The following is a 21,964-nucleotide window of genomic DNA, read 5'->3' on the forward strand; positions in this document are numbered from 1 at the left end:
TTAGCCAATGACCTGAGGAATGCTGCCGTACAACTGCAGGATGTATTCCATGAACGTCTGCACCAGCCATGGGCCGGCAACGATCAGCGTGACCAGCATGACCAGCAAGCGCGGGAGGAAGCTCAGGGTCTGTTCGTTGATCTGCGTGGCGGCCTGGAACATCGCCACCAACAGGCCGACCAGCAGGCTCGGGATCACCAGCACGGCAACCATCATCGTGGTCAGCCACAGCGCTTCGCGAAAGATGTCTACCGCGACTTCCGGCGTCATGGCGAGACACCGCCGAAGCTGCTCGCCAACGTACCGATGATCAACGCCCAGCCATCCACCAGCACGAACAACATGATCTTGAACGGCAGGGAAATGATCAGTGGCGAGAGCATCATCATGCCCATCGCCATCAGCACACTGGCCACCACCAGGTCGATGATCAGGAACGGAATGAAAATCATGAAGCCGATCTGGAACGCGGTTTTCAGCTCAGACGTGACAAACGCCGGCACCAGAATGGTCAGCGGCGCCTGATCGGGCGACGCGATGTCGGTGCGCTTGGACAGGCGCATGAACAATTCAAGATCGCTGCTGCGCGTCTGCGCCAGCATGAAGTCCTTGATCGGCACCTGAGCCTTGGCGACGGCATCCTGGGCGGTCAGTTTTTCCGCCAGATACGGCTGCAAGGCGTCCTGATTCACCCGGTCAAACACCGGCGCCATAATGAACAGCGTCAGAAACAGCGCCATGCCCGTGAGGATCTGGTTCGACGGTGTCTGTTGCAGGCCCAGGGCCTGGCGCAGGATCGAGAAGACAATGATGATCCGCGTGAAGCTGGTCATCAGCATGACGAACGCCGGGATGAAACTCAGCGCGGTCATGATCAGCAGGATTTGCAGGCTGACCGAGTATTCCTGAGCACCATTGGCGTTGGTGCCCAAGGTGATCGCCGGGATCGACAACGGATCGGCGGCGAACGCCAGCGGCGCAGCCAGCATCAGGGCCAGCGTCAAGACGATGCGTAACGCACCCATTACTTCTTATCCTTTTGATCCTTGCCGAGCATCTCCAATAGACGCTGGGCAAACTCCGGGGTCGCTTTTTCAGTCACGCCCGGCACTTGCACCGGCTCTTTGAGCACATGCAACGCGGTGATGGTGCCAGGACTGAGGCCAAGCAGAATCTGTTCGTTGCCGACCTGCACCAGCATCAGACGATCACGGGGACCGAGTGCGCGGGAACCGATCAACTCGATCACCTGCCCTTTGCCGGCCGGCCCGGCCTGCTGGACCCGGCGCAACAGCCAGGCGAGGAAGAAAATCAACCCCAGCACCAGCAGCAAGCCGAAGACCAACTGCGTCAATTGCCCGGCCACGCCACTGCTGACCGCCGGCGTAGCGGTCGCAACCGTCTCGGCGGCCAGCGCACTGAAGGGCATCGCCAGTACACACCCCAGAACCTTTTTCACTTAGCGCAGCTTCTTGATGCGTTCGCTTGGGCTGATCACGTCCGTCAGGCGAATGCCGAACTTCTCGTTGACCACGACCACTTCGCCGTGAGCGATCAGCGTGCCGTTGACCAGTACGTCCAGCGGCTCACCGGCCAGACGATCGAGCTCGATCACCGAACCCTGGTTGAGTTGCAGCAGGTTACGGATGTTGATGTCGGTGCTGCCCACTTCCATGGAAATCGACACCGGGATATCAAGGATCACGTCCAGGTTCGGACCTTCCAGACTCACCGGGTCGTTGTTCTTCGCCACGCTGCCGAACTCTTCCATCGGCAGACGGTTGGACGACGAGCCAGCGGTATCGGCGGCCAGCAAGGCGTCGATATCGTCCTGACCGGCGTCACCGGTTTCTTCCAGGGCCGCAGCCCATTCATCAGCCAGCGCCTGGTCGTCCTGCGCGTTCATATCGTCGTTCATCATTTGTCCTCGGCGGGCAAAAATTCGGTTAGTAGCAGTCTGTTAAAACAAGGAGGTTTGAGCGCCGGTCAGCGGCGCTCGATCGGCTCGATCACCTGCAACGCAAGGTTGCCTTTGTGCGAGCCCATCTTGACCTTGAACGCAGGCACGCCATTGGCGCGCATGATCATTTCTTCCGGCATCTCGACCGGGATGATGTCCCCCGGCTGCATGTGCAGGATGTCGCGCAAGCGCAACTGGCGACGCGCAACCGTAGCGCCGATCGGCACGTCGACATCCAGCACGTCCTGACGCAGGGCGTTGACCCAGCGCTCGTCCTGATCGTCGAGGTCCGACTGGAAACCGGCGTCGAGCATTTCGCGCACCGGCTCGATCATCGAGTACGGCATGGTCACGTGCAGGTCACCGCCACCGCCATCGAGTTCGATGTGGAAGGTCGACACCACCACCGCTTCGCTGGGGCCGACGATGTTGGCCATGGCCGGGTTCACTTCCGAGTTGATGTACTCGAAGTTCACTTCCATGATCGCCTGCCAGGCTTCCTTCAAATCGACGAAGGCCTGCTCCAGCACCATGCGCACCACGCGCAGTTCGGTCGGGGTGAATTCACGCCCCTCGATCTTGGCGTGACGGCCATCGCCGCCGAAGAAGTTGTCCACCAGCTTGAACACCAGCTTGGCGTCGAGGATGAACAGCGCAGTGCCGCGCAACGGCTTGATCTTGACCAGGTTGAGGCTGGTCGGCACGTACAGCGAGTGCACGTATTCGCCGAACTTCATCACCTGCACACCACCGACGGCAACGTCCGCCGAGCGGCGCAGCATGTTGAACATGCTGATGCGGGTGTAGCGGGCGAAACGCTCGTTGATCATTTCCAGGGTCGGCATGCGTCCGCGGACGATGCGATCCTGGCTGGTCAGGTCGTAGCTTTTGACGCTGCCGGGCTCAGCAACGTTATCGGTCTGTACCAGACCATCGTCGACGCCATGCAACAGCGCATCGATCTCATCCTGGGACAGCAGGTCCTGCACGGCCATGTCGTGTTCCTACTGCAGTACGAAATTAGTGAAAAGCAACTGTTCGATAACCACTTTGCCGAGTTCTTTTTGCGCCACTTCCTGCACGCTGGCCGTGGCCTTCTGACGCAACATTTCCTGGCCAACCGGCGTGGCCAGGGTGTTGAAATCCTGACCGGAGAACAGCATGACCAGGTTGTTGCGGATCACCGGCATGTGCACCTTGAGCGCGTCCAGATCGGCCTGGTTGCGGCCCTGCATGGTGATGCTCACCTGCATGTAGCGCTGACGGCCATTCTGGTTGTAGTTAGCCACGAAGGCCGGCGCCATGGGCTCGAAAATCGCGGGCTGCTTGCCGACCACGGCGGTTTCCGCCGCAACCGGTTTACTCTGGGCGCTGTGCATGAAGAACCAGGTCGCCCCCACGGACATGCCGATCGCCAGCAGCAAGGCCACCACGATCAAAACAATCAGCTTGATCTTGCCTTTGGTTGCGGGGTCTTTTACTACTGCTTCGCTCTTCGCCATGCCAATAATCCGTCACTATTCGGGTTTTCACAGTCGCACGGCAAGGCAAGAGCAAGTGTTATGCCAGAAGTGTCGGGAGGGCGCTGGGCGGGGATTTCAGGGACACCACAAAAAATGTAGGAGCGAGCCTGAACGCGATAAGGCAGTAACATTCAACCGCTTCGTTGACTGTTACACCGCTATCGCGAGCAGGCTCACTCCTAAAAGGGTTTTGCGTTTTTATCAGGCGTAGTAGTCGACGGCACTGGAGCCAATCACGCTGGTAGCGGCTTGCGCCACTTCAGCCACCGTCGGCGCGAGTTCTTCATCCATTGAGTCGAGGCGACCACCACTGGCATGGGTGCGACCACCCTGCCCCTGTTGCGCCTGTTCCTGGCCCTGTCCCTGCCAGCCAGGGGACTGGTCGGACACGTTGACGTCGACTTGCCCCATGCCCTGCTGGGTGAACATGTCACGCAGGCGATGCATCTGGCTGTCCAGCGCTTCACGAACGCTTGGATGGGCACTCATGAAGGTGACCTGAGTCTGTTGATCCGGGACCATGTTCACCCGAATGTCCAAGCGCCCCAGTTCGGCCGGTTGCAACTGAATGTCGGCCGCCTTGAGATTGGCGCTGGAGAGGTACATGACCCGATTGACCACTTCTTCGGTCCAGCCACTCTGGTGCATGGCGATCGGCTGATTCACCGGCAAGGCGTTGGCTGTTTTCGGCGTGGCCGCCTGAGTCAATGCCGCCAGACGGTTGGCGAAGTCATCGACACGGGTGTCGCTGCTGGCGGATTTCAGGTCTTTCAGGCCGTCATCGATCAGACCGCTGAACGCCTTCTCGCCGCCCTGGCTGGTACTGTCCTTGTCGGCTTGCACGTCGAGCATGTTCGCCATGCCGGCGGCAAAATTCTGCGCCGAGGTCAGTTCGCCGTCAGCCTGGGCCTGGGCCGGCGACGCTTTGGGCTGGGACTGGCTGGACGCGGAAACGTGACCACTCTGCTCCATGGCCAGGCGCACTGCCGGCAGGGCATCGAGCGGATCGGCTTCAGGATCGAAATCACTGTCGGCGGTTGCAGCGACGGGCGCAGGAGCCGTTTGCGCAGGGACGGCAGCCGTGGTCGCCGCAACGGGTGATGCCACTGCCGGTTGTGCGGTAACGGCCACCGGCGCAGCGGGCTCGACGGGTGCCGCGATCACCGGCTGCACGACTGCCATCAAGGCTGGATCAAGGGACGGATCGAGGCTTGGGTCGGCTGGCGCGGTGTCGGCCACCGGCGTCTCGGAGGTATCCGGTGCGACATCATCGGCAACCGCATCCTCGGCCGGTGCCGGTTTTTCGGCGGGCAAGGAATTGCCGCTATCGGCAACCACAGGTTCCGGGGCGGCAGCCTTGTCACTGCTGCCGTCTGTTTTTGCAGTGCCTTGCGGCGCATTGTCAGCCGCCGGTTTGGTTGATTTATCAGCGGCCGCGACAGGCTTGTCCTGAGCCTGATTGGCGTAGACCTCAGCAAAGCTGGACGCCTTGTCCCCTGGCTCGGCAGCCACCGCCGGGGTATTGGCGGACGCGGCAAGCGTCTTGGCCGCTGTGCTGGCCTGAAGAAGTGAATTAGGGGTAACGGGCATAAACGGTCTCCGCTGCACTGGGATCGTAGGTACAGTGAGCGAGATGTCTGCAAGGGTCGAGCCAGGTTTAACCATCCGGCGCTAAAAGCGCCGGGTGGTCAGGTTACTCGGAGAGAGAACGCTGTTTTTCTGCCTCGTAAAGCGGTCGGACGATGGCGAATTCGCCGTCGATTTCCCCCACCAGCTTTTCAATGCCCGCGAGGCTCTTTTGGTTGGCGCGCTGCTCCAGCTCATGACACAGCTCAGCCAGGCGAATGGCGCCCATGTTGCTGCTGCTGCCTTTGAAGCTGTGGGCAGCATCCCTGAGTTGCATGGCATCGGCATAATTCTGCAGCAGCTTCAAACGCTCTTCGGAGTCGCGAATGAACGTATCCAGTAGCTCCGGATACTCATCCTCCATCACTTCCTGCAACGCGCTCAGCACGTTTGGGTCCAGATGTGTGTCAGCCACTTGCTCACTCCTTGATCAAGAATGGGTGAATTATGCCAGAGCCTCCCAGGAAAACTCCACGCGTGCGCAACGACCCTCGTCAGACCAACTGGCGTTACGGCCCAACTGGCGGACAAGACTGACACCACGCCCCGACAAACGGACGCCATCCAGGGGGCGTTCCAGCACACGCGCCACGTCAAATCCCTTGCCGCTGTCTTCAACCCGAACGACCAGGCAACCGCCCTTGCCTTCTGGCGTCACCTGCAAATGCACCCGCACAAAACCGTCCTGCAATCCCTCCAACCGCTCATTGCGTAGCTGGTAATAGCGTGCAAAACCCGACGCATCGCGCTTGAGGCTTGAGTCCAGCCCCAGCACGCCGTGCTCCAGCGCATTGGAGTACAGCTCGGCGAGCACACTGTAGAGCGCGCCGCTTTGAGCCCGCAACCCGTGGACCTCAAGCAGTAACTGCAAAAGGTACGGCAGCGGATTAAAGCGTTTGAGGGTCTCGGCGCGAAACTCGAAATTCACCGACCAGTCCAGTGGACAGGACTGGCCGCTGTCGGAGTACACCAGCGCCGGCGGCGTCAGTTGCGTCGCCTCCAGCAGGCTGACCTCGACCATGCTCACATCATCCCGGGCCTCACCGCCAAAATTGCGCAGCGCCTGCTTGATTTCCCCAAACAATGCGTCAGGTTGACGATTGGCTGCAAACACCTGCTGCAACCGGTCCACACCAAACAACTGCTCATTGCCATCGCACGTATCGATGACCCCGTCGGACAACAGGAACACTCGGTCCCCGACAGCCATCGGGAACACTTCGGTGCGGTCATTGAACGTTTGCGGGCTCAGCACGCCCAGTGGCAAGTGACGGGCCGTCAGCGGCTTGCGTTCACCCGTGGCGATGGAATGCAGATACCCATCCGGCATTCCGCCATTCCAGACCTCCACCGAGCGTCGCTGAAAGCTCAGGCACAGCAAGGTTGCGCAGCAGAACATGTCCACCGGCAAGATGCGTTTGAGCTTGGCGTTCATCTCGCGCAGGGTTTCGGACAGGCCGTAACCCTTGGCGGTCATGCCATAGAAGACTTCGGCCAGGGGCATGGCGCCCACGGCCGCGGGTAAACCATGGCCGGTGAAATCCCCCAGCAGCACGTGCATGTCGCCCGCCGGGGTAAAGGCAGCCAGCAGCAGATCACCGTTGAACAGCGCATAAGGCGATTGCAGGTAGCGGATATTCGGTGCATTCAGGCAGCCGGAATGCGCGACCTTGTCGAAAACCGCCTTGGCCACCCGCTGCTCATTGAGCAGATAGTCATGATGCCTGCCGATCAGGTCGCGCTGCTGCAACACCGTGGCCTGCAAGCGACGCAAGCGATCCATCGCCTTGATCTTGGCGGCGAGGATCACTGGGTTATAAGGCTTTGCCAGAAAGTCGTCGCCGCCAGCCTCCAGGCATCGGGCCAGGGCTTCGCTTTCGGTAAGTGAGGTGAGGAAGATGATCGGCACCAGGGTTTCCCCGGCGAGCAGCTTGATTTGCCGTGCCGCCTCGAAACCGTCCATCACCGGCATCATCGCGTCCATCAACACCAGGTGCGGTTGCTGCTGACGAAACGTTTCGACCGCCTCGGCACCATTGGCGGCCGTCAGCACGTTATGGCCCTGGCGGCGGACAATGCTCGACAGCAGCATGCGATCGGCCGCGCTGTCTTCGGCGATGAGGATCGTCAGGGGTTCGAGCGACTGCATGGCAGTCAAGTGACGTTGAACAGCTTGTCGAAATTGGAGATGGCGAGGATCTTTCTCACGTCCGAATTGCTGTTGACCACGCGAATGTCGGAGTTGTCACCCCCGGCGTGATCCCGCAACAGTAGCAACATGCCCAGCGCGGAGCTGTCGAGGTAGGTCGCTTCTTTTAAGTCAACCACGACCGAATTCGGCATTTTTCCGCCATTGTGACGCTCGTACGACTCACGAAATTCCTGGTGCTTGGCGAAATCGAATCGCCCCTTGATCGAAATCGTGAGCTTTTTCCCATCCTGGGAGACTTCTGCATTGACTGACATTTAACGGCTTCCCTGTCATTGGCTAACGTGCTGTACAAGGTTTAGCACTTGGTTGGAAGGGGAGCAAGATTGATAGTTTGCAGTGTCTTCGAGTACGCCTTCGCGGGCAAGCCTCGCTCGCACAGGATTCGTGTCGTGCAAAGCAAATACGATCAACACAAGACCTGTGGGAGCGTGGCTTGCCCGTGAAGAACGATGACACGGAACCACTGATTCAATACGGATCCTGTCTGGGCAAGCGCTGCGACAACTCATCGAGCAATTTCTGCTCGCGCTTGTCTTCCAGCTGCCGTGCCTCGTCCATGTAGCGCTGTACAAGTTTTCGCAGGCCTTCGACACGGGCAAACGCCTGCTGCCAGGTATCGCGCGCCTTGTTCAGGTTGTTTTGGTGCCAGTTCAGGCTCTGCCGCTGCTGATCGATGGCCGTACCGAGTTGCGCCAGGAAGCCCTGATACCCCAGCAACCACTGGCCGGAAACGCCACTGCTGCCGCGCACGATCCATTGTTCCTGGTATTCGAGGCGGAAGGCTTCAAGGTCGGCGAGCTTGCTTTCCGCCACTCGCACCTGACCCTGAAAATGCCCGAGGCGCATGACTGCGGCTTTCTCGGCCTTTTCGGCCATGTCCACCACGGGCGCCAGGCGCGCGGCTCGGCTCAGTGCCATGGCCGGTTAGCCGCCCGCGGCAGGAGCGAAGATGGACGCGAGATGGTTGACGCTGGCGCCCATGCCGATGTTGTCGTTCAAACCCTGACGCAGGTAAGTGACCATGGCTGGCTGGAGGGAGATCGCGGTGTCGGTTTCACGATCACCGCCCGGCACGTACGCGCCGACGCTGATCAAATCGCGACTCTGCTGATAGCGTGACCAGTACTGCTTGAACATCTGCGCGCGAGCCATGTGTTCCGGACTGACCACCGACGGCATGACCCGGCTGATGGACGCTTCGATGTCGATGGCCGGGTAGTGACCTTCTTCGGCCAGACGCCGGGACAACACAATGTGGCCGTCGAGCACGCCTCGCGCAGCATCGGCAATCGGGTCCTGCTGGTCATCACCTTCGGACAACACGGTGTAGAACGCCGTGATCGAACCACCGCCCTTCTCGGCGTTACCGGCGCGCTCCACCAGTCTGGGCAACTTGGCGAACACCGACGGCGGGTAGCCCTTGGTGGCGGGCGGTTCGCCGATGGCCAGCGCGATTTCCCGCTGGGCCTGGGCGAAACGGGTCAGGGAATCCATGAGCAACAGGACGTTCTTGCCTTTGTCGCGAAAATATTCGGCGATACGCGTGCAGTACATCGCCGCGCGCAGACGCATCAGCGGCGCATCGTCCGCCGGCGACGCCACGACCACGGAACGCTTGAGCCCTTCTTCACCGAGAATGTGCTCGATGAATTCTTTAACTTCTCGACCCCGCTCACCGATCAGCCCGACGACGATAATGTCGGCTTCGGTGAAGCGCGTCATCATGCCCAGCAACACCGATTTACCGACACCGGTACCGGCGAACAGCCCGAGCCGCTGACCGCGACCGACCGTCAACAACCCGTTGATCGTACGAATGCCGACGTCCAGCGGTTCGCTGATCGGTTCGCGCTTGAGTGGGTTGATGGTGGGGCCGTCCATCGGCACCCAGTCTTCAGCCTTCATCCCGCCCTTGCCGTCCAGCGCACGACCGGCGCCATCAAGCACCCGACCGAGCATGCTCATGCCCATTGGCAAACGACCGGTATCGGCCAGCGGAACCACACGGGCACCGGGCGCAATACCCGCGACGCTGCCGACGGGCATCAGGAAGACTTTGCTGCCGGAGAAGCCCATCACTTCGGCTTCGACTTGCACCGGATGGTAGCTGTCGTCGTTGATGACCATGCAGCGACTGCCCATGGCGGCGCGCAAGCCTTCGGCTTCGAGGGTCAGGCCGACCATGCGCAGCAAGCGGCCTTCAAGGATCGGCGCGCCAGCCAGTTCAGTGGCCTCGGCGTAACCGCCCAGGCGTTTGGCGAAGCTGGTGCGGTCAAGGCGCATCAGGGACGTCCAGTTCCGCGTCGACCGGCGCGACAGCAGGCTTTTCATCGACCGGCAGTTCCAGATGCAGATCCGGCGCAGACGGATGCAACGCCTGATCGTGCAACTGATCGAACAGTTTGGCCATGACCTGGGCGACGCGGGTTTCGACGGTGGCGTCGATACGGCTGTGTTCGGTTTCAACCCGGCAACCGCCAGGTAACAGCGACTCGTCTTCGACGATGCGCCAGGTTTCTTCGTGGCGCTCGCGCAGGGCTTTGACTTGTTCGAAGTCCTGCGGATTGATGTACAGGCGCACATTGCCCACGCCCAACGGCAGCAGCTTGAGCGCTTCACGCATGACGTGTTCGATCTGCGTCGAGTCGATGGCCAGTTCGCGCTGAATCACTTGTTTGGTGATGTGCTGCACGAGGTCGACCAGGGACTTCTCAATGAAGGTGTCCTGCTCGGCGATAGGCTCGAACAGGTTGACCATCAACTGCTCCAGACCGGCAATCTTCGGCGCCAACGCTGCTTCGGCTTCCTGACGAACCTTGAGCGTGGTGCTGTGGAATCCTTCTTTCTCGCCCACCGCGAAGCCTTCGTTGTAGGCTTCCTGGCGAATCGCTTCGAGTTCTTCGAGGGTCAGTGGCTGGACTTCGTCCAGCGGCACTTCTTCCATCTCCGGCGGCTCGGGCTCAGGTTCTGGCTCGGGTTCCGGGACGAAAGGGTCGAAACTGGGCAGCGCCCAGACGTCGAAACCGGCAACGTGCTTGCCGCGAATCAGGTCGGTCTGGGACTCATCATGTTTGGACGACATAGTGACCTTAGATCATCTCTTCGCCGCCCTTCCCGCCGAGAACGATTTCTCCGGCTTCGGCCATACGGCGGGCAATGGTGAGGATTTCTTTCTGCGCGGTTTCCACGTCGCTGACGCGCACCGGGCCTTTGGCCTCGAGGTCGTCGCGCAACAGTTCGGCCGCCCGTTTGGACATGTTCTTGAAGATCTTTTCCTTGACGCCTTCGTCCGAACCCTTGAGGGCCAGCACCAGCACGTCGGAAGACACTTCGCGCAGCAACGCCTGAATCCCGCGGTCGTCGACATCGGACAGGTTGTTGAACACGAACATGAGGTCTTCGATCTGACCGGACAGGTCTTCGTCGACTTCGCGGATCGAGTCCATCAGTTGACCTTCGATCGAGCTGTCGAGGAAGTTCATGATGTCGGCCGCACGCTTGATGCCACCCAGGGTGGTGCGCGAGGCATTCGAGTTGCCGGAGAACTGCTTCTCGAGAATCTGGTTGAGTTCTTTCAGGGCCGCTGGCTGCACAGTGTTCAGCGAGGAGACTCGCAAAATGATGTCCAGGCGTACCTTGTGGTCGAAGTTGCCGAGCACTTCGCCGGCCTGATCCGGGTCAAGGTACGCGACCACGATGGCCTGGATCTGTGGGTGCTCGTAACGGATCACGTCGGCGACGGCGCGCGGTTCCATCCACTTCAGGCTGTCGAGGCCGCTGGTGTTGCCACCCAGCAGGATACGGTCGATCAGGCCGTTGGCCTTGTCTTCGCCCAATGCCTGAGTGAGCATTTTGCGCACGTAGTCGTCGGAACCGACGCCCAGGCTGGTCTGGTCGCCGACGATGTCGACGAACTCGCTCATGACCTGTTCGACCTGCTCGCGGTGCACGTTGCCCATCTGGGCCATCGCTACACCCACGCGCTGGACCTCTTTAGGCCCCATGTGGCGCAACACCTGGGCAGCATCGGTCGAACCGAGGGACAGCAGCAGGATCGCGGCTTTGTCGACCTTGGTCAGTTTGGCGGCAACGGCTCGGTTATCACTCATCTGCGTTAATCCACTCTTTCACGACCTGGGCCACGCGACCCGGGTCTTCTGCCACCAGACTCTTGATTGCATTCAACTGTGCGTCATAGCCTTCGCTCGGGCTCGGCAGCAGGATGCTTTGCGGGCCGCCGAGGCTGACGCGGTCGTTGGCCAGTTCGCCGTCCAGGCCGCCCATGCCACCCAACTCGACGTCGCTGCCGATGCCGGCCAGTTGCTTGCCTTTGCCGCCACCGGTGATGTTGTTGAGCACCGGACGCAGCACACCGAACACCAGCACCAGGATGAACAACACGCCCAGCACTTGCTTGACGATGTCCCAGAACCACGGCTGCGAGTAGAACGGAATGTCGGCAATCACTTCACCGCGTTCTGCGGAGAACGGCATGTTGATCACGCTGACGCTGTCGCCACGGCTGGCGTCGAAACCGACCGCGTCCTGCACCAGGCGAGTGAAGCGCGCCAATTCGTCGGCGCTCCACGGCGCACGGGTGGTTTCGCCGTTAGCCGCGTTGACCTTGACCTGATCGTCGACCACCACCGACACCGACAGGCGATTCAATCGGCCCTGCTGTTGCTTGGTGTGGCTGATGGAACGGTCGAGTTCGAAGTTCTTGGTGGATTGTTGACGCTTGTCCGCCGGGTACGGCGCCAGCATTGGCTGACCGGTGGCCGGGTCCATGATTTGTTGACCGTTGGCATCGATCAACGGCTGGCCTGGCTGCACCATGCCGGCCGAGGCCGTCGAGCCGCCGGTGGTTTGCGGTGCCGAGGCTGGCGACGGTGGCTGGTTGCTCAAGGCACCCGGCACACCTTGCGGGCCATTGCTGGCGGTGCGTTGTTCATTGACCGACTGCTCGCTGCGCAACGCCGGCTGATCCGGGTTGAACTGCTCGGAGGTCGACTCGACGGCGCTGAAATCAACATCGGCAGACACTTCGGCTTTATAGCGATCGTTGCCCAGCACCGGTTGCAGGATGTTGTGCACGCGCTGGGTCAGCATGGTTTCCATGCGGCGGCTGTAATCGAATTGCTTGCCGGCCATGGTCAGTTCGGAGTTCTCCGCCTGATCCGACAGCAGGTTGCCCTTCTGGTCGACGACGGTGATCTGCGATTTGCTCAGTTCAGGAACACTGGTCGCGACCAGGTTGATGATCGCGATCACCTGGCCCGGTTCCAGCGAACGACCGGAATACAGCTCAACCAGTACCGAAGCGCTTGGCTTGCGTTCATCACGCACGAACACCGAGCTTTTCGGAATCGCCAGGTGCACGCGGGCACCCTTGACGTTGTTCAGGCTGGAAATGGTCCGCGCCAGTTCGCCTTCGAGGCCGCGACGATAACGGGTCGCTTCCATGAACTGGCTGGTCCCCAGACCCTGGTCCTTGTCGAGGATTTCAAAACCGATGTTGCCGTCGCTGGGAGTGACACCAGCCGCCGCGAGTTTCAGTCGTGCACGGGACAAATCATCGGCCTTGACCAGCAAGGCACCGGAGTTCGGTTCAACGGTGTAAGGAATATCGGCGGAGGCCAGGGTGTCCATGACCTGCTTGGCATCCATACCGGCAAGGCTGCCGTACAGAGGCCGGTAGTCCGGCTGCTGCGACCACAGCACCACGGCAAAACCAATCGCCACGCTCGCAGCCAGGCCGACCAACAGGCCTACCTGACGCAACATGGTCATCTCGGAGAGGTTTTCCAGGAAGGACAACCCGAACAGCGGCGGTTTGCCGTCTATTGGGGTGGCCTTGGCCGGAACGTTATCGGCGACTGCTTCTGCCATGACTCAATTCGTCCTTAAACCGGCATCTGCATGATGTCTTGGTAAGCCTGAACCAGTTTGTTGCGCACTTGCGTCAACGCCTGGAAAGACACGCTGGCCTTCTGCGAGGAAATCATCACGTCCGTCAGGTCGACGCCGCTTTTGCCGATTTCGAAGGCACTGGCCAGCTGATTGGATGCCTGCTGAGTGTCGTTCACTTTATTGACGGCTTGACCGAGCATGTCGGAAAAGCTGCTGCCACCCAATTCAGGGACTGCGGCAGTCGATTTCGGCGCAGACATGGCATCCATTTGCATGGAGCGCATATCCAGCATCAACCGATTAAATTCAATACCTTGGCTCATGATCTACTCTCGTTGGCGACCCGCAATTTTTTGACACTCACTCGGCGGGTACTGAGGTGTTAGCAACAAGGGTGCCAGCTCCGTGGCCACTGCAAACAAAAGCGCTCCCCTATTCAAGCCATAACGCACTATTTAGCAGCTGGCGAAGCCTGCGTCCGGCTGCTACAGGGGTCAGGTGGCGAACAGGTACGCTTCCACGTCCATGCCGGCGTCACGCATCTGCGCCAGCTTGTAGCGCAAGGTGCGCGGGCTGATGCCCAGGCGCTCGGCGGCCTCTTTGCGACGACCGCGCTCGGAACGCAGGGTATCGATGATCATCTGGAATTCGCGACGCCGCAGGTCATCGCCCAATGCGCCAGCCGACTCAGCATCCACCTCGACTGCTCGCAACGGTGCGGCTGCCAACGTCGGCAACGGCGCACAGGCCACCGGCCCCGACAGGCAGAAATCCTGCGGCTGGATCAAACCACCCTGCTGCAGAATCAACGCACGCTGGATCGCATTGTCCAGCTCACGCACATTGCCCGGCCACGGATAGCCGATCAGGCACGCCTGCGCCTCGGGCGACAGTTTCGCCGCCGCGTGCTTCATTTTATTGACGTGCTTGGCCAGCAGTCGCTCGGCCAACGGCAGGATGTCGGCGGTGCGCTCGCGCAGCGGACGCCAGGCCAGCGGAAACACCGACAGTCGATAGTAAAGGTCTTCACGAAAACGCCCCGCCGCCACTTCACCGGCCAGATCACGGTTGGTCGTGGCAACGACCCGAATGTCCAGGGTGATGGTTTTGCGTGCGCCAACGCGCTCGACTTCACGCTCCTGCAAAACCCGCAGCAGCTTGGCCTGCAGCCCAAGGGGCATTTCGGAGATTTCGTCGAGCAGAATCGTGCCGCCGTCGGCTTGCTCGAACTTGCCCGCCTGCGCTGCGATGGCACCGGTGAACGAACCCTTTTCATGGCCGAACAACGTGGCTTCGAGCATGTTGTCGGGGATCGCGGCGCAGTTGATCGCAATAAACGGCTGACTGGCGCGGTGGGAATGCTGGTGAATGTAGCGGGCCAGCACTTCCTTACCAGTGCCGGACTCGCCAGAGATCAATACCGTGGAATCACTGCGCGCCACTCGGGCGGCCAACTCCAGCAATTGCGCGCTGGCCGGCTCGAACGCCACCGGACCTTCGCCCTCGGCCGTACCGAGATTGCCCAACGCGTGACGCGCGACCAAATCCAGCAAGGCCTTCGGTTCGAACGGCTTGACCAGATAGTCCGCTGCGCCCTGGCGCATCGCATCGACTGCGCGCTCGACGGCGCCATGAGCGGTCATCAGCAATACCGGCAGTTGCGGCTGACGCGATCGCAGCAAGCCAAGCAACTGATGCCCGTCCATGCCCGGCATATTGACGTCGCTGATCACCAGATTGAACGCCTCGACGGCGACTGCCGCCAGCGCGTCCTCGGCCGAACCGACTGCTTTGAAATCGTGCCCCGCCAGCATCAGCGTATCGGCCAGCGCCTCGCGTAGCGCGCGGTCATCCTCGACCAGTAGAACCTTGATTGCCATGCCTTTCATTCCGCTCCCTGAGCGCCGGACTTGTCACCCGAAAAAAGCGGCAGGACCACCTGCGCACAGGTGCCGCGCCCCGGCCGCGAGCGCAGTTGCAATTCGCCCTGATGCGCACGGGCCACGGCCTTGACCACGGTCAGGCCCAGGCCGGTTCCGGTGGTCTTGGTGGTAAAAAACGGCTCACCCAGACGCGCCAGCACCGTGCTGTCGATACCACTGCCGCTGTCGCTGACGCACACGCGCAGGCTGTCCTCGCGGGTGTACAAGTGAACCTTCAAACGGACATCACCGGCACTCGCCTGGATTGCATTCTCGATCAGGTTGAGGATCGCCCCGATCAGCGTGTCGCGGTTGCACAGCAACTCGCCAGCATGACTGTCGCACTGCCAACGCACGGGCAGGTCCTGGACCTGCGTCAGTGCCGCCGCTTGCAGCGATTGCATCAGTTGCTTGGGCGTGACGCGATCGGTCAGTGGCAGCTCGCCGCGAGCAAACACCAGCATGTCGCGAACCTGATGCTCCAGCTCATGCAGACGCTCTTTCAGGCGACCGGCAAACCGCTGCTGTGTAGCGACCGGCAGTTCCTGCTCGGTCAAGTGACTGGCGTACAGCAATGCGGCCGACAACGGCGTGCGAATCTGATGCGCCAGCGAGGCAACCATTCGCCCCAGGGAAGACAAGCGTTCGTGGCGAGCCAGTTGATCTTGCAGATGACGGGTTTCAGTCAGGTCGTTAAGCAGCACCAATTGACCCGGCTCGGCGTCCAGCGAGCGAGTGGCGATCGAAAGTCGCCGACCGTCCTTGAGCGAGATTTCGTGACCGTCGTCCTTGCGAGGCGCGAAGCATCGGGCGATGACGTGACGCCAGAGCTCGCCTTCGAGCGGCAGCCCGAGCAATTCACACGCTGCCGGATTGGCTTCACGCACGATGCCTTGGGCATCGATGACGATGACACCACCGGGCAACAGGTCGAGGAGATTTTGCAGACGATTGGCCAGGCGTTCTTTTTCCGCCAGCTCTTGCATGCGCTGGGCACTGACCACCGCCAACTCGCCCTTGAGCTCGGTGACCCGGGCTTCAAGCATGCTGTAGGAATCGGTCAGCTGACTCGACATCTGGCTGAACAGCGCAAACGCCTGCTCAAGGCCAAGCCGGCTTGCCTGCTCTACGGACGATGGTTGTCCCGAAGCGTCTGGGACAGGAGACATCTGGGCGGCTTGGGGCATCGTGCTCTCTCGCTGGCTGACCGTCAGTTAAACGGAACGTTGCGAGGGATGTAGCAATACCCGTGCCTAAAAAAAACCACCCAAAAATGAAGGACTTGAAAAACAGGCGTCAATCCTCCGCCTGTTCATCTCCATCGCGACGGCTCATGCCGTACTTGCGCATCTTTTCCACCAGCGTGGTGCGTCGAATCCGCAGGCGTTCCGCGGCACGCGCGACAATGCCATTGGCATCATCCAGCGCCTGCTGAATCAGGCCCTGTTCCAGACCACCGAGGTAGTCCTTCAGGTCCAGGCCTTCGGGCGGCAGCATGGCGTTGGCGGTGAAGTCCGGGGTGTGACCGTTGATGGCCACCCGTTCTTCCAGATCACTGCGCAGGCTGTCGACCAGTTGCTCGTCTTCGTCGTCGACGTAGCGGAATTTCTTCGGCAACTCGACCACGCCGATCACTCCGTACGGGTGCATGATCGCCATGCGCTCCACCAGGTTGGCGAGTTCGCGAACGTTGCCCGGCCAGCCGTGACGGCACAGCGACATGATCGCTGCCGAGTTGAAACGGATCGAGCCGCGCTTCTCGTGCTCCATGCGCGAAATCAACTCGTTCATCAGCAACGGGATGTCTTCGACGCGCTCGCGCAATGGCGCCATCTCGATCGGGAACACGTTCAGGCGATAGTACAAGTCTTCGCGGAAGGTGCCGATCTCGATCATGCTTTCGAGATTCTTGTGAGTCGCGGCAATGATGCGCACGTCGACGCTTTGGGTCTTGTTGCTGCCCACGCGCTCGAACGTACGCTCCTGCAGCACGCGCAGCAGCTTGACTTGCATCGGCAGCGGCATGTCGCCGATTTCATCAAGGAACAGCGTACCGCCGTTGGCCAGTTCGAAACGCCCGGCACGGCTGGTGATCGCCCCGGTGAAGGCGCCCTTCTCGTGGCCGAACAATTCGCTTTCCAGCAACTCGGCCGGGATCGCCCCGCAGTTGACCGGAACGAACGGCGCGTCACGACGCTTGGAGTGGTAGTGCAAGTTGCGCGCAACCACTTCCTTGCCAGTACCGGACTCACCAAGAATCAGCACGCTGGCGTCGGTGTCGGCCACTTGCTGCATCATCTGACGGACGTGTTGAATCGCCCGGCTGGTGCCGACAAGGCTGCGGAACAGATTGGGTTCACGGTGACGACCGCGTTCGCGGGCCTGGTCGTACATCTCGCGATAGACCTGGGCACGGTGCAGGGAGTCGAGCAATTTGCTGTAGCTGGGCGGCATTTCGAGGGTCGAAAGCACTCGGCGACGCTGGTCTTCTGGCAGGTCAACGGAAGAATTATCGCCCATTAACAAAACCGGAAGGAACTCATCCCAGGTTGCGAGTGTCTTTAACAAGCCCGTAAGTGCGCCAGGAGCATTGACCGTCCCGATCAGGACGCAGATTACTTCACGACTTGATGACAAAGAGCCGACAGCCTGCTGCCAGTCATGGCTTCCGCAGGGTAAATTTTCTTCACCGAGAAAATTTAAAATCACCGCCAGGTCGCGGCGGCGGACGCTATCGTCATCAATCAGCAGAATTTTGGTTTCACGCCACATGCAATAGCAACTTCCCTAGTCAACTCAATGCCCAAAAATGATGGGGCAAGCTAGACGCTTGCAGACACATTCTGCCTGTACTCGCCTGAAATCTGTAACCAGCCACTAGTTAAGTCAAAAAACCGTGCACAGTCAAATTTATGGCGCACTATGTTTGGATTAACCGAGGATTAATTAACCAAACAGATGGTAAACCTTTGCCGCGTTCTGTGCTTGATGGATCTGCGACATCTCGTCGACTATCGCTTGCCTCTCCCCCGTCGCGGCTTCAAGCAGCTGCTTGTAGACCCCCAGCAACTCCTCAAGGTTGTCGCGCAACGCGGCCTCGTCCACCGAAGCCTCACTCAAAACGTCTTCCATGCAGGATCGGCACGCCAGATCCAACTCACCGATGGCTTCCCAATTGCGCTCGGCCAATGCACCGACCAGGGCGTCGCGGGTGTGTTCGATTCGCTGCAATACAAGACTCATGGTGATCTCCTTAAAACTGCGGACCCGGTGCGGCAATACCATCCCAACCGTCTTTGACTGTACGAAGCAAATCAGCGACTTCGTCGAGAATCTTCGGGTCAGTCTTGATGTTGGCTTCAGCCAGGCGCTTCATCATGTAGGCATAGAGATTGTCGAGCTCACCGACGGTTTCGATGGAGTTCTCAAGGTCCAGACCTTCACGCAAACCACCGATGATGCCGATGGCCTTGCCGATCAAAACACCCTTGTTAGGAATGTCTTTACGCTCCATGGCGCCTTTGGCCTGGGCAATACGGTCCAGACCACCTTCCATCAGCATCTGTACCAGTCGATGAGGGCTGGCTTCGGAAGTTTGCGCTTGAGCGCCAATCTTCTGGTATTGGCGAAGGGCTAACATTGGATTCATGTTGTACCTCATCAAAATTCTGTAGTTCGTCTAACCAGTGTATCGACAACGCGTCAAAAAACTTTAGATTCAAATGCAAAAAGCCCGGAGCGCTTGAAAACGCTGCCGGGCTTTTGGCGTTTTGCGTGTTACGAGTTCTTCTGCTGCGCGGCCATGGCCTCGAACATTCCGGTGATGTTGCTGGCGGTTGCCTTCAACTTACCGACGAGGGTATCCATGTCGTTGTACTTTTTGGTCAGTACAGCGGTCAGTGTTTCGACCCGACGATCCAAGGCAGCCTGATCAGCTGTCAGCTTGGTTTTGGTCACATTCAGGTTGGTGGTGCGAGTGTCGAGAATGCCACCGGTATCGGTGTACGGCTTGATCACATTGTTCATGCGTTCGAGCAGACCGTTGGTGCCGGTAAACAGGGTCTGGACTTCGCCACCGAGCTTCTTGTCGTTCATCGCAGCAGTGAACTTGGTGCCGTCGAAGTTCAACGCACCGGTCTTTTGGTCCGTGGTGATCCCCAACTGCGAGAGCACGGTCAGCTTGTCGCCGGCACCGGTCTGGGACAACGGCCCACGAATAGCAGCCAACAGCGAGCGCGGCAGCGGGTCACCGGTCAGCGCAGCCGAGACAGTCGGCTTGCCATCGTCGTCCAGGGACGGCTTGGTCAAGGACGTCACCGCGTTGGCAACGGCGTTGTAGGCGTCGACAAACTTCTGGATCGATGCCTTCAGACCATCGTTGTTGGTCGCAACGTTAACGGTCGATGTACCGGCGCCGGTCAGGACCAGGCTCAAGCCAGAGATCGTCTTGTCGACGGTGTTGGACTTGCTGGTCATCGCCAGGCCATCCACCGAGAACACCGCATCCGCCGCCAGGCCGCCAATCGCACCCGAAGAAGTGGCGGTCGGTACGGCCGCCATAGGGGCTGTGCCGTCGATGGTCAGCTCGGGGATACCGGTCGCGGAGATATCGGAACCTGCACCCGTCGTGGTCGAACCCAACACCAGGCGCGAACCGAAGCTGTCGGTCACGATGTTGGCACTCAGGCCGCTGGCCTGGTACTGGCTGTTGATCGAATCACGCACCGATTGCAACGTGGCGCCCGCACCGACGGTCACCGGATAGCTGGTGCCGTTCTGGGTGATGGTCAGCGTGCCTGCCGTGATCGGACTGGTCGCGCCGCCAGCAAAGGCCGCAGAGGCGACTTTCGAGGAGGTAGCCAGACTGGTGACTTTGACCACGTAATTGCCGGCAACAGCGGTGTTGCTGGACGTGGAAGTCAGTACTTTGGGGTCGGAGGACGTTGCCGAATAACCCGTGAACTGAGGGGTGGTGGTGCTGCCCAGATCGGTGAGTGCTTTCTGGAACGTGGCCAGCAGCGACTTCAGCGTACCAATCCCGGAGATGCTCGCCGTGTTGGTCGTGGTCCCACGGTCGATCTGACCTTGTTTGGCCGCTTTGTCAGCGTTGACCAAGGCTTTGACGATAGCACCGGTATCAAGGCCTGAACCTAAACCCGTGCCCGGTAAAATTGGACTTGCCATGTGGAACTCCCTTCAGTGTGTCGCCGGTCTTTTGACCACTACAACGCCCAAAAGAACATAGCAACAAAATTCGTGCCAGCTGTCAGGCTTTCGCGCTGAACAACAAGCTGCTTGCATCATTCAAACTATTGGCCAGTTTCAAGACTTCTTCGTTGGGGATCTGGCGAACCACCTCACCCGACTCACTGGCAATGACTTTCACCACGACTTGCCCTGAAGGCTCATCGATCGAGAACTCCAGGTTACGCTTGACCGACTGAACGAATTTTTCAATTTCCTGGACCGCCATTTTCAGCTTGTCCTGTTCAGTTTGAGCCGTCTTGCGCGCGTCCTTGACGTCGACCACTTTCGCGGGCGCCGCTTGAGGCTTTTCCGCAGCCTTGTCGGCAACCGGAGTCGCGTGCTTGGCCGCCGGATAAGACAAGTTCAGCTTCACGCTCATATCCATGTCCATCACCTCTAAAAGTAAAAAAGCGAGAGGGCACGACCAGCGCACACCCCTCGCCAAAACTCAATCAGCTATTACTGAAGCAGTTTCAGTACAGCGGATGGCAGTTGGTTGGCCTGAGCCAGAACTGCGGTGGAAGCTTGTTGCAGAGTTTGTTGCTTGGTCAGCTGTGCAGTTTCAGCAGCGAAGTCGGTATCTTGTACGCGACCCAGTGCAGCGGCGGCGTTTTCGTTGATGTTCTGCAGGTTGGAGATGGTGCTGGTCAGACGGTTTTGTGCAGCACCCAGGTCGGCACGGCTGGTGTTGATGGTTTGCAGAGCCACGTCGATCTTGGTGATTGCAGCAGAGAACGAAGCCTGAGCAGTTGCCGAGCTGTTACCAGTGATCTGCAGGGTAGCCGAGTCAACAGACAGGGTTACGGCGTCGAAGCCGGAAGCCAGGGTCAGAGTGATCTGGTTAGCCGAACCGGTGTTGGAACCGACCTGGAAGGTCATGGTGCCAGCAGTACCGTCGATCAGGTTTTTGCCGTTCAGGTTGGTCGACTTGGCGATACGAGTCAGTTCGTCCGACATTGCCGCGAATTCTTTGTTCAGCGCGACGCGGTCTTGAGTACCGTTCGAGTCGTTTCGTGCCTGAACAGCCAGTTCACGCATACGCTGCAGAATGTTGGTCGATTCCTGCATCGCGCCTTCAGCGGTCTGAGCGATCGAGATACCGTCGTTGGCGTTTTTGATAGCCATGGTCTGACCGCGGATTTGCGAGGTCATACGGGTAGCGATTTGCAGGCCGGCGGCGTCGTCTTTAGCGCTGTTGATTTTCAGGCCGGAAGACAGGCGAGACATCGAAGTCGACAGAGCGTCGGAAGCACGGTTGAGGTTCTTCTGAACGTTCAACGATGTGACGTTGGTGTTTACTGTTAAAGCCATGACGAATTCCTCGTTGGTTGGGTACTGCGGCTTCCGGCCCTGGCAACCGCCGGGTATGGCCTAGAGAACCTTCGTAATAGTTATCGTCGCCAATGCAACTTGCTTTAGGGGATTTTCAAAAATATTTGCCATCACGTTGCCACCCCCTGTAAATCAAGGGGTTGGCAGCGTGATAACAACGAAAAGCTGACGTCAGGGAACTGTCGGCGACGGGATTGGCGAGGACTCGCCTGCACCGACAGAAGAAAAATTG

General features: G+C 59.7%; 24 protein-coding genes. All 24 read right to left on the reverse strand.

Features of this window, described 5'->3' with window-relative positions; translation table 11 throughout:
- The 24 genes from fliQ to SB725_RS04340 all read right to left on the reverse strand — a co-directional run bounded on the left by fliQ (nucleotide 1) and on the right by SB725_RS04340 (nucleotide 21,711).
- Nucleotides 1-270 carry a flagellar biosynthesis protein FliQ gene (gene fliQ / locus SB725_RS04225; RefSeq protein WP_007948918.1) on the reverse strand — a complete coding sequence of 90 codons (270 nt, stop codon included), beginning with the start codon at nucleotides 268-270 and terminating at the stop codon, nucleotides 1-3.
- Nucleotides 267-1,025: a flagellar type III secretion system pore protein FliP gene (gene fliP, locus SB725_RS04230; RefSeq protein ID WP_027922366.1), complete on the reverse strand. Its 759-nt coding sequence runs from the start codon at nucleotides 1,023-1,025 to the stop codon at nucleotides 267-269. The genes fliQ and fliP overlap by 4 nt, the downstream gene beginning before the upstream one ends.
- The gene (fliO, locus tag SB725_RS04235) at nucleotides 1,025-1,459 is read right to left on the reverse strand and encodes a flagellar biosynthetic protein FliO (RefSeq protein WP_410921335.1); all 435 of its coding nucleotides are present in this window, start codon (nucleotides 1,457-1,459) and stop codon (nucleotides 1,025-1,027) included. Before fliO ends, fliP begins: the two co-directional genes overlap by 1 nt.
- Nucleotides 1,460-1,918 (reverse strand): flagellar motor switch protein FliN, encoded by a 459-nt coding sequence (gene fliN / locus SB725_RS04240; RefSeq protein ID WP_027922364.1) that lies wholly within the window; start codon nucleotides 1,916-1,918, stop codon nucleotides 1,460-1,462.
- A gap of 68 nt (nucleotides 1,919-1,986) precedes the next feature.
- Nucleotides 1,987-2,955, reverse strand: coding sequence for a flagellar motor switch protein FliM (fliM, locus tag SB725_RS04245; protein ID WP_027922363.1), 969 nt, complete (start codon nucleotides 2,953-2,955; stop codon nucleotides 1,987-1,989).
- Between the two features lie 9 nt (nucleotides 2,956-2,964).
- Nucleotides 2,965-3,462, reverse strand: a complete 498-nt coding sequence (gene fliL / locus SB725_RS04250; protein WP_027922362.1) for a flagellar basal body-associated protein FliL — start codon at nucleotides 3,460-3,462, stop codon at nucleotides 2,965-2,967.
- Between the two features lie 222 nt (nucleotides 3,463-3,684).
- Nucleotides 3,685-5,073, reverse strand: coding sequence for a flagellar hook-length control protein FliK (locus tag SB725_RS04255; RefSeq protein ID WP_410921338.1), 1,389 nt, complete (start codon nucleotides 5,071-5,073; stop codon nucleotides 3,685-3,687).
- A gap of 103 nt (nucleotides 5,074-5,176) precedes the next feature.
- Entirely contained in the window at nucleotides 5,177-5,524 is a 348-nt protein-coding gene (locus tag SB725_RS04260; protein ID WP_410921340.1) for an Hpt domain-containing protein, read from the reverse strand.
- A gap of 30 nt (nucleotides 5,525-5,554) precedes the next feature.
- Nucleotides 5,555-7,258, reverse strand: a complete 1,704-nt coding sequence (locus SB725_RS04265; protein WP_027922359.1) for a fused response regulator/phosphatase — start codon at nucleotides 7,256-7,258, stop codon at nucleotides 5,555-5,557.
- Nucleotides 7,259-7,263: 5 nt separating this feature from the next.
- Nucleotides 7,264-7,575, reverse strand: coding sequence for an STAS domain-containing protein (locus tag SB725_RS04270; RefSeq protein ID WP_027922358.1), 312 nt, complete (start codon nucleotides 7,573-7,575; stop codon nucleotides 7,264-7,266).
- Between the two features lie 214 nt (nucleotides 7,576-7,789).
- A complete protein-coding gene (fliJ, locus tag SB725_RS04275) occupies nucleotides 7,790-8,239 on the reverse strand; it encodes a flagellar export protein FliJ (protein WP_027922357.1) in 450 nt (149 codons plus the stop codon).
- A 6-nt stretch (nucleotides 8,240-8,245) separates the two neighbouring features.
- Nucleotides 8,246-9,604, reverse strand: coding sequence for a flagellar protein export ATPase FliI (gene fliI / locus SB725_RS04280; protein WP_027922356.1), 1,359 nt, complete (start codon nucleotides 9,602-9,604; stop codon nucleotides 8,246-8,248).
- The gene (fliH, locus tag SB725_RS04285; RefSeq protein ID WP_027922355.1) at nucleotides 9,594-10,403 is read right to left on the reverse strand and encodes a flagellar assembly protein FliH; all 810 of its coding nucleotides are present in this window, start codon (nucleotides 10,401-10,403) and stop codon (nucleotides 9,594-9,596) included. Before fliH ends, fliI begins: the two co-directional genes overlap by 11 nt.
- 7 nt (nucleotides 10,404-10,410) lie before the next feature.
- Complete coding sequence (gene fliG, locus SB725_RS04290; RefSeq protein ID WP_007894195.1) at nucleotides 10,411-11,430, reverse strand: flagellar motor switch protein FliG; 1,020 nt, start codon at nucleotides 11,428-11,430, stop codon at nucleotides 10,411-10,413.
- Nucleotides 11,423-13,210, reverse strand: a complete 1,788-nt coding sequence (fliF, locus tag SB725_RS04295) for a flagellar basal-body MS-ring/collar protein FliF (protein ID WP_059181381.1) — start codon at nucleotides 13,208-13,210, stop codon at nucleotides 11,423-11,425. Before fliF ends, fliG begins: the two co-directional genes overlap by 8 nt.
- A gap of 14 nt (nucleotides 13,211-13,224) precedes the next feature.
- The gene (gene fliE / locus SB725_RS04300) at nucleotides 13,225-13,554 is read right to left on the reverse strand and encodes a flagellar hook-basal body complex protein FliE (protein WP_008072611.1); all 330 of its coding nucleotides are present in this window, start codon (nucleotides 13,552-13,554) and stop codon (nucleotides 13,225-13,227) included.
- A 171-nt stretch (nucleotides 13,555-13,725) separates the two neighbouring features.
- Nucleotides 13,726-15,111 carry a sigma-54-dependent transcriptional regulator gene (locus SB725_RS04305; protein WP_027922353.1) on the reverse strand — a complete coding sequence of 462 codons (1,386 nt, stop codon included), beginning with the start codon at nucleotides 15,109-15,111 and terminating at the stop codon, nucleotides 13,726-13,728.
- A gap of 5 nt (nucleotides 15,112-15,116) precedes the next feature.
- The gene (locus SB725_RS04310; protein WP_172825915.1) at nucleotides 15,117-16,322 is read right to left on the reverse strand and encodes a sensor histidine kinase; all 1,206 of its coding nucleotides are present in this window, start codon (nucleotides 16,320-16,322) and stop codon (nucleotides 15,117-15,119) included.
- A gap of 127 nt (nucleotides 16,323-16,449) precedes the next feature.
- On the reverse strand, nucleotides 16,450-17,925 hold the full coding sequence (locus tag SB725_RS04315) for a sigma-54 dependent transcriptional regulator (protein WP_027922351.1): 1,476 nt from the start codon (nucleotides 17,923-17,925) through the stop codon (nucleotides 16,450-16,452).
- Nucleotides 17,926-18,099: 174 nt separating this feature from the next.
- Nucleotides 18,100-18,396 carry a hypothetical protein gene (locus SB725_RS04320; protein ID WP_008044601.1) on the reverse strand — a complete coding sequence of 99 codons (297 nt, stop codon included), beginning with the start codon at nucleotides 18,394-18,396 and terminating at the stop codon, nucleotides 18,100-18,102.
- Nucleotides 18,397-18,406: 10 nt separating this feature from the next.
- Entirely contained in the window at nucleotides 18,407-18,802 is a 396-nt protein-coding gene (gene fliS / locus SB725_RS04325; protein WP_027922350.1) for a flagellar export chaperone FliS, read from the reverse strand.
- A gap of 128 nt (nucleotides 18,803-18,930) precedes the next feature.
- Nucleotides 18,931-20,337 (reverse strand): flagellar filament capping protein FliD, encoded by a 1,407-nt coding sequence (gene fliD / locus SB725_RS04330; protein ID WP_027922349.1) that lies wholly within the window; start codon nucleotides 20,335-20,337, stop codon nucleotides 18,931-18,933.
- Between the two features lie 82 nt (nucleotides 20,338-20,419).
- Entirely contained in the window at nucleotides 20,420-20,785 is a 366-nt protein-coding gene (locus SB725_RS04335) for a flagellar protein FlaG (protein WP_027922348.1), read from the reverse strand.
- 74 nt (nucleotides 20,786-20,859) lie between these two features.
- Nucleotides 20,860-21,711, reverse strand: a complete 852-nt coding sequence (locus SB725_RS04340; RefSeq protein WP_027922347.1) for a flagellin domain-containing protein — start codon at nucleotides 21,709-21,711, stop codon at nucleotides 20,860-20,862.
- Nucleotides 21,712-21,964: the final 253 nt, after the last annotated feature.

This window comes from Pseudomonas sp. SIMBA_041, from assembly GCF_046535095.1.
Taxonomy (GTDB): Bacteria; Pseudomonadota; Gammaproteobacteria; order Pseudomonadales; family Pseudomonadaceae; genus Aquipseudomonas; species Aquipseudomonas mucoides.

Excerpts from the sequence above, each read along its gene's own strand:
- SB725_RS04255 (WP_410921338.1), bottom strand. The coding sequence starts at position 5,073 with ATGCCCGTTACCCCTAATTCACTTCTTCAGGCCAGCACAGCGGCCAAG.
- fliI (WP_027922356.1), bottom strand. The coding sequence starts at position 9,604 with ATGCGCCTTGACCGCACCAGCTTCGCCAAACGCCTGGGCGGTTACGCC.
- SB725_RS04340 (WP_027922347.1), bottom strand. The coding sequence starts at position 21,711 with ATGGCTTTAACAGTAAACACCAACGTCACATCGTTGAACGTTCAGAAG.
- SB725_RS04305 (WP_027922353.1), bottom strand. The coding sequence starts at position 15,111 with ATGGCAATCAAGGTTCTACTGGTCGAGGATGACCGCGCGCTACGCGAG.
- fliH (WP_027922355.1), bottom strand. The coding sequence starts at position 10,403 with ATGTCGTCCAAACATGATGAGTCCCAGACCGACCTGATTCGCGGCAAG.
- fliL (WP_027922362.1), bottom strand. The coding sequence starts at position 3,462 with ATGGCGAAGAGCGAAGCAGTAGTAAAAGACCCCGCAACCAAAGGCAAG.
- SB725_RS04265 (WP_027922359.1), bottom strand. The coding sequence starts at position 7,258 with ATGCAGTCGCTCGAACCCCTGACGATCCTCATCGCCGAAGACAGCGCG.
- SB725_RS04320 (WP_008044601.1), bottom strand. The coding sequence starts at position 18,396 with ATGAGTCTTGTATTGCAGCGAATCGAACACACCCGCGACGCCCTGGTC.
- fliN (WP_027922364.1), bottom strand. The coding sequence starts at position 1,918 with ATGAACGACGATATGAACGCGCAGGACGACCAGGCGCTGGCTGATGAA.
- fliJ (WP_027922357.1), bottom strand. The coding sequence starts at position 8,239 with ATGGCACTGAGCCGAGCCGCGCGCCTGGCGCCCGTGGTGGACATGGCC.
- fliP (WP_027922366.1), bottom strand. The coding sequence starts at position 1,025 with ATGGGTGCGTTACGCATCGTCTTGACGCTGGCCCTGATGCTGGCTGCG.
- fliD (WP_027922349.1), bottom strand. The coding sequence starts at position 20,337 with ATGGCAAGTCCAATTTTACCGGGCACGGGTTTAGGTTCAGGCCTTGAT.
- SB725_RS04315 (WP_027922351.1), bottom strand. The coding sequence starts at position 17,925 with ATGTGGCGTGAAACCAAAATTCTGCTGATTGATGACGATAGCGTCCGC.
- fliF (WP_059181381.1), bottom strand. The coding sequence starts at position 13,210 with ATGGCAGAAGCAGTCGCCGATAACGTTCCGGCCAAGGCCACCCCAATA.
- fliQ (WP_007948918.1), bottom strand. The coding sequence starts at position 270 with ATGACGCCGGAAGTCGCGGTAGACATCTTTCGCGAAGCGCTGTGGCTG.
- SB725_RS04335 (WP_027922348.1), bottom strand. The coding sequence starts at position 20,785 with ATGGATATGAGCGTGAAGCTGAACTTGTCTTATCCGGCGGCCAAGCAC.
- SB725_RS04310 (WP_172825915.1), bottom strand. The coding sequence starts at position 16,322 with ATGTCTCCTGTCCCAGACGCTTCGGGACAACCATCGTCCGTAGAGCAG.
- fliS (WP_027922350.1), bottom strand. The coding sequence starts at position 18,802 with ATGAATCCAATGTTAGCCCTTCGCCAATACCAGAAGATTGGCGCTCAA.
- SB725_RS04270 (WP_027922358.1), bottom strand. The coding sequence starts at position 7,575 with ATGTCAGTCAATGCAGAAGTCTCCCAGGATGGGAAAAAGCTCACGATT.
- fliM (WP_027922363.1), bottom strand. The coding sequence starts at position 2,955 with ATGGCCGTGCAGGACCTGCTGTCCCAGGATGAGATCGATGCGCTGTTG.
- fliE (WP_008072611.1), bottom strand. The coding sequence starts at position 13,554 with ATGAGCCAAGGTATTGAATTTAATCGGTTGATGCTGGATATGCGCTCC.
- fliG (WP_007894195.1), bottom strand. The coding sequence starts at position 11,430 with ATGAGTGATAACCGAGCCGTTGCCGCCAAACTGACCAAGGTCGACAAA.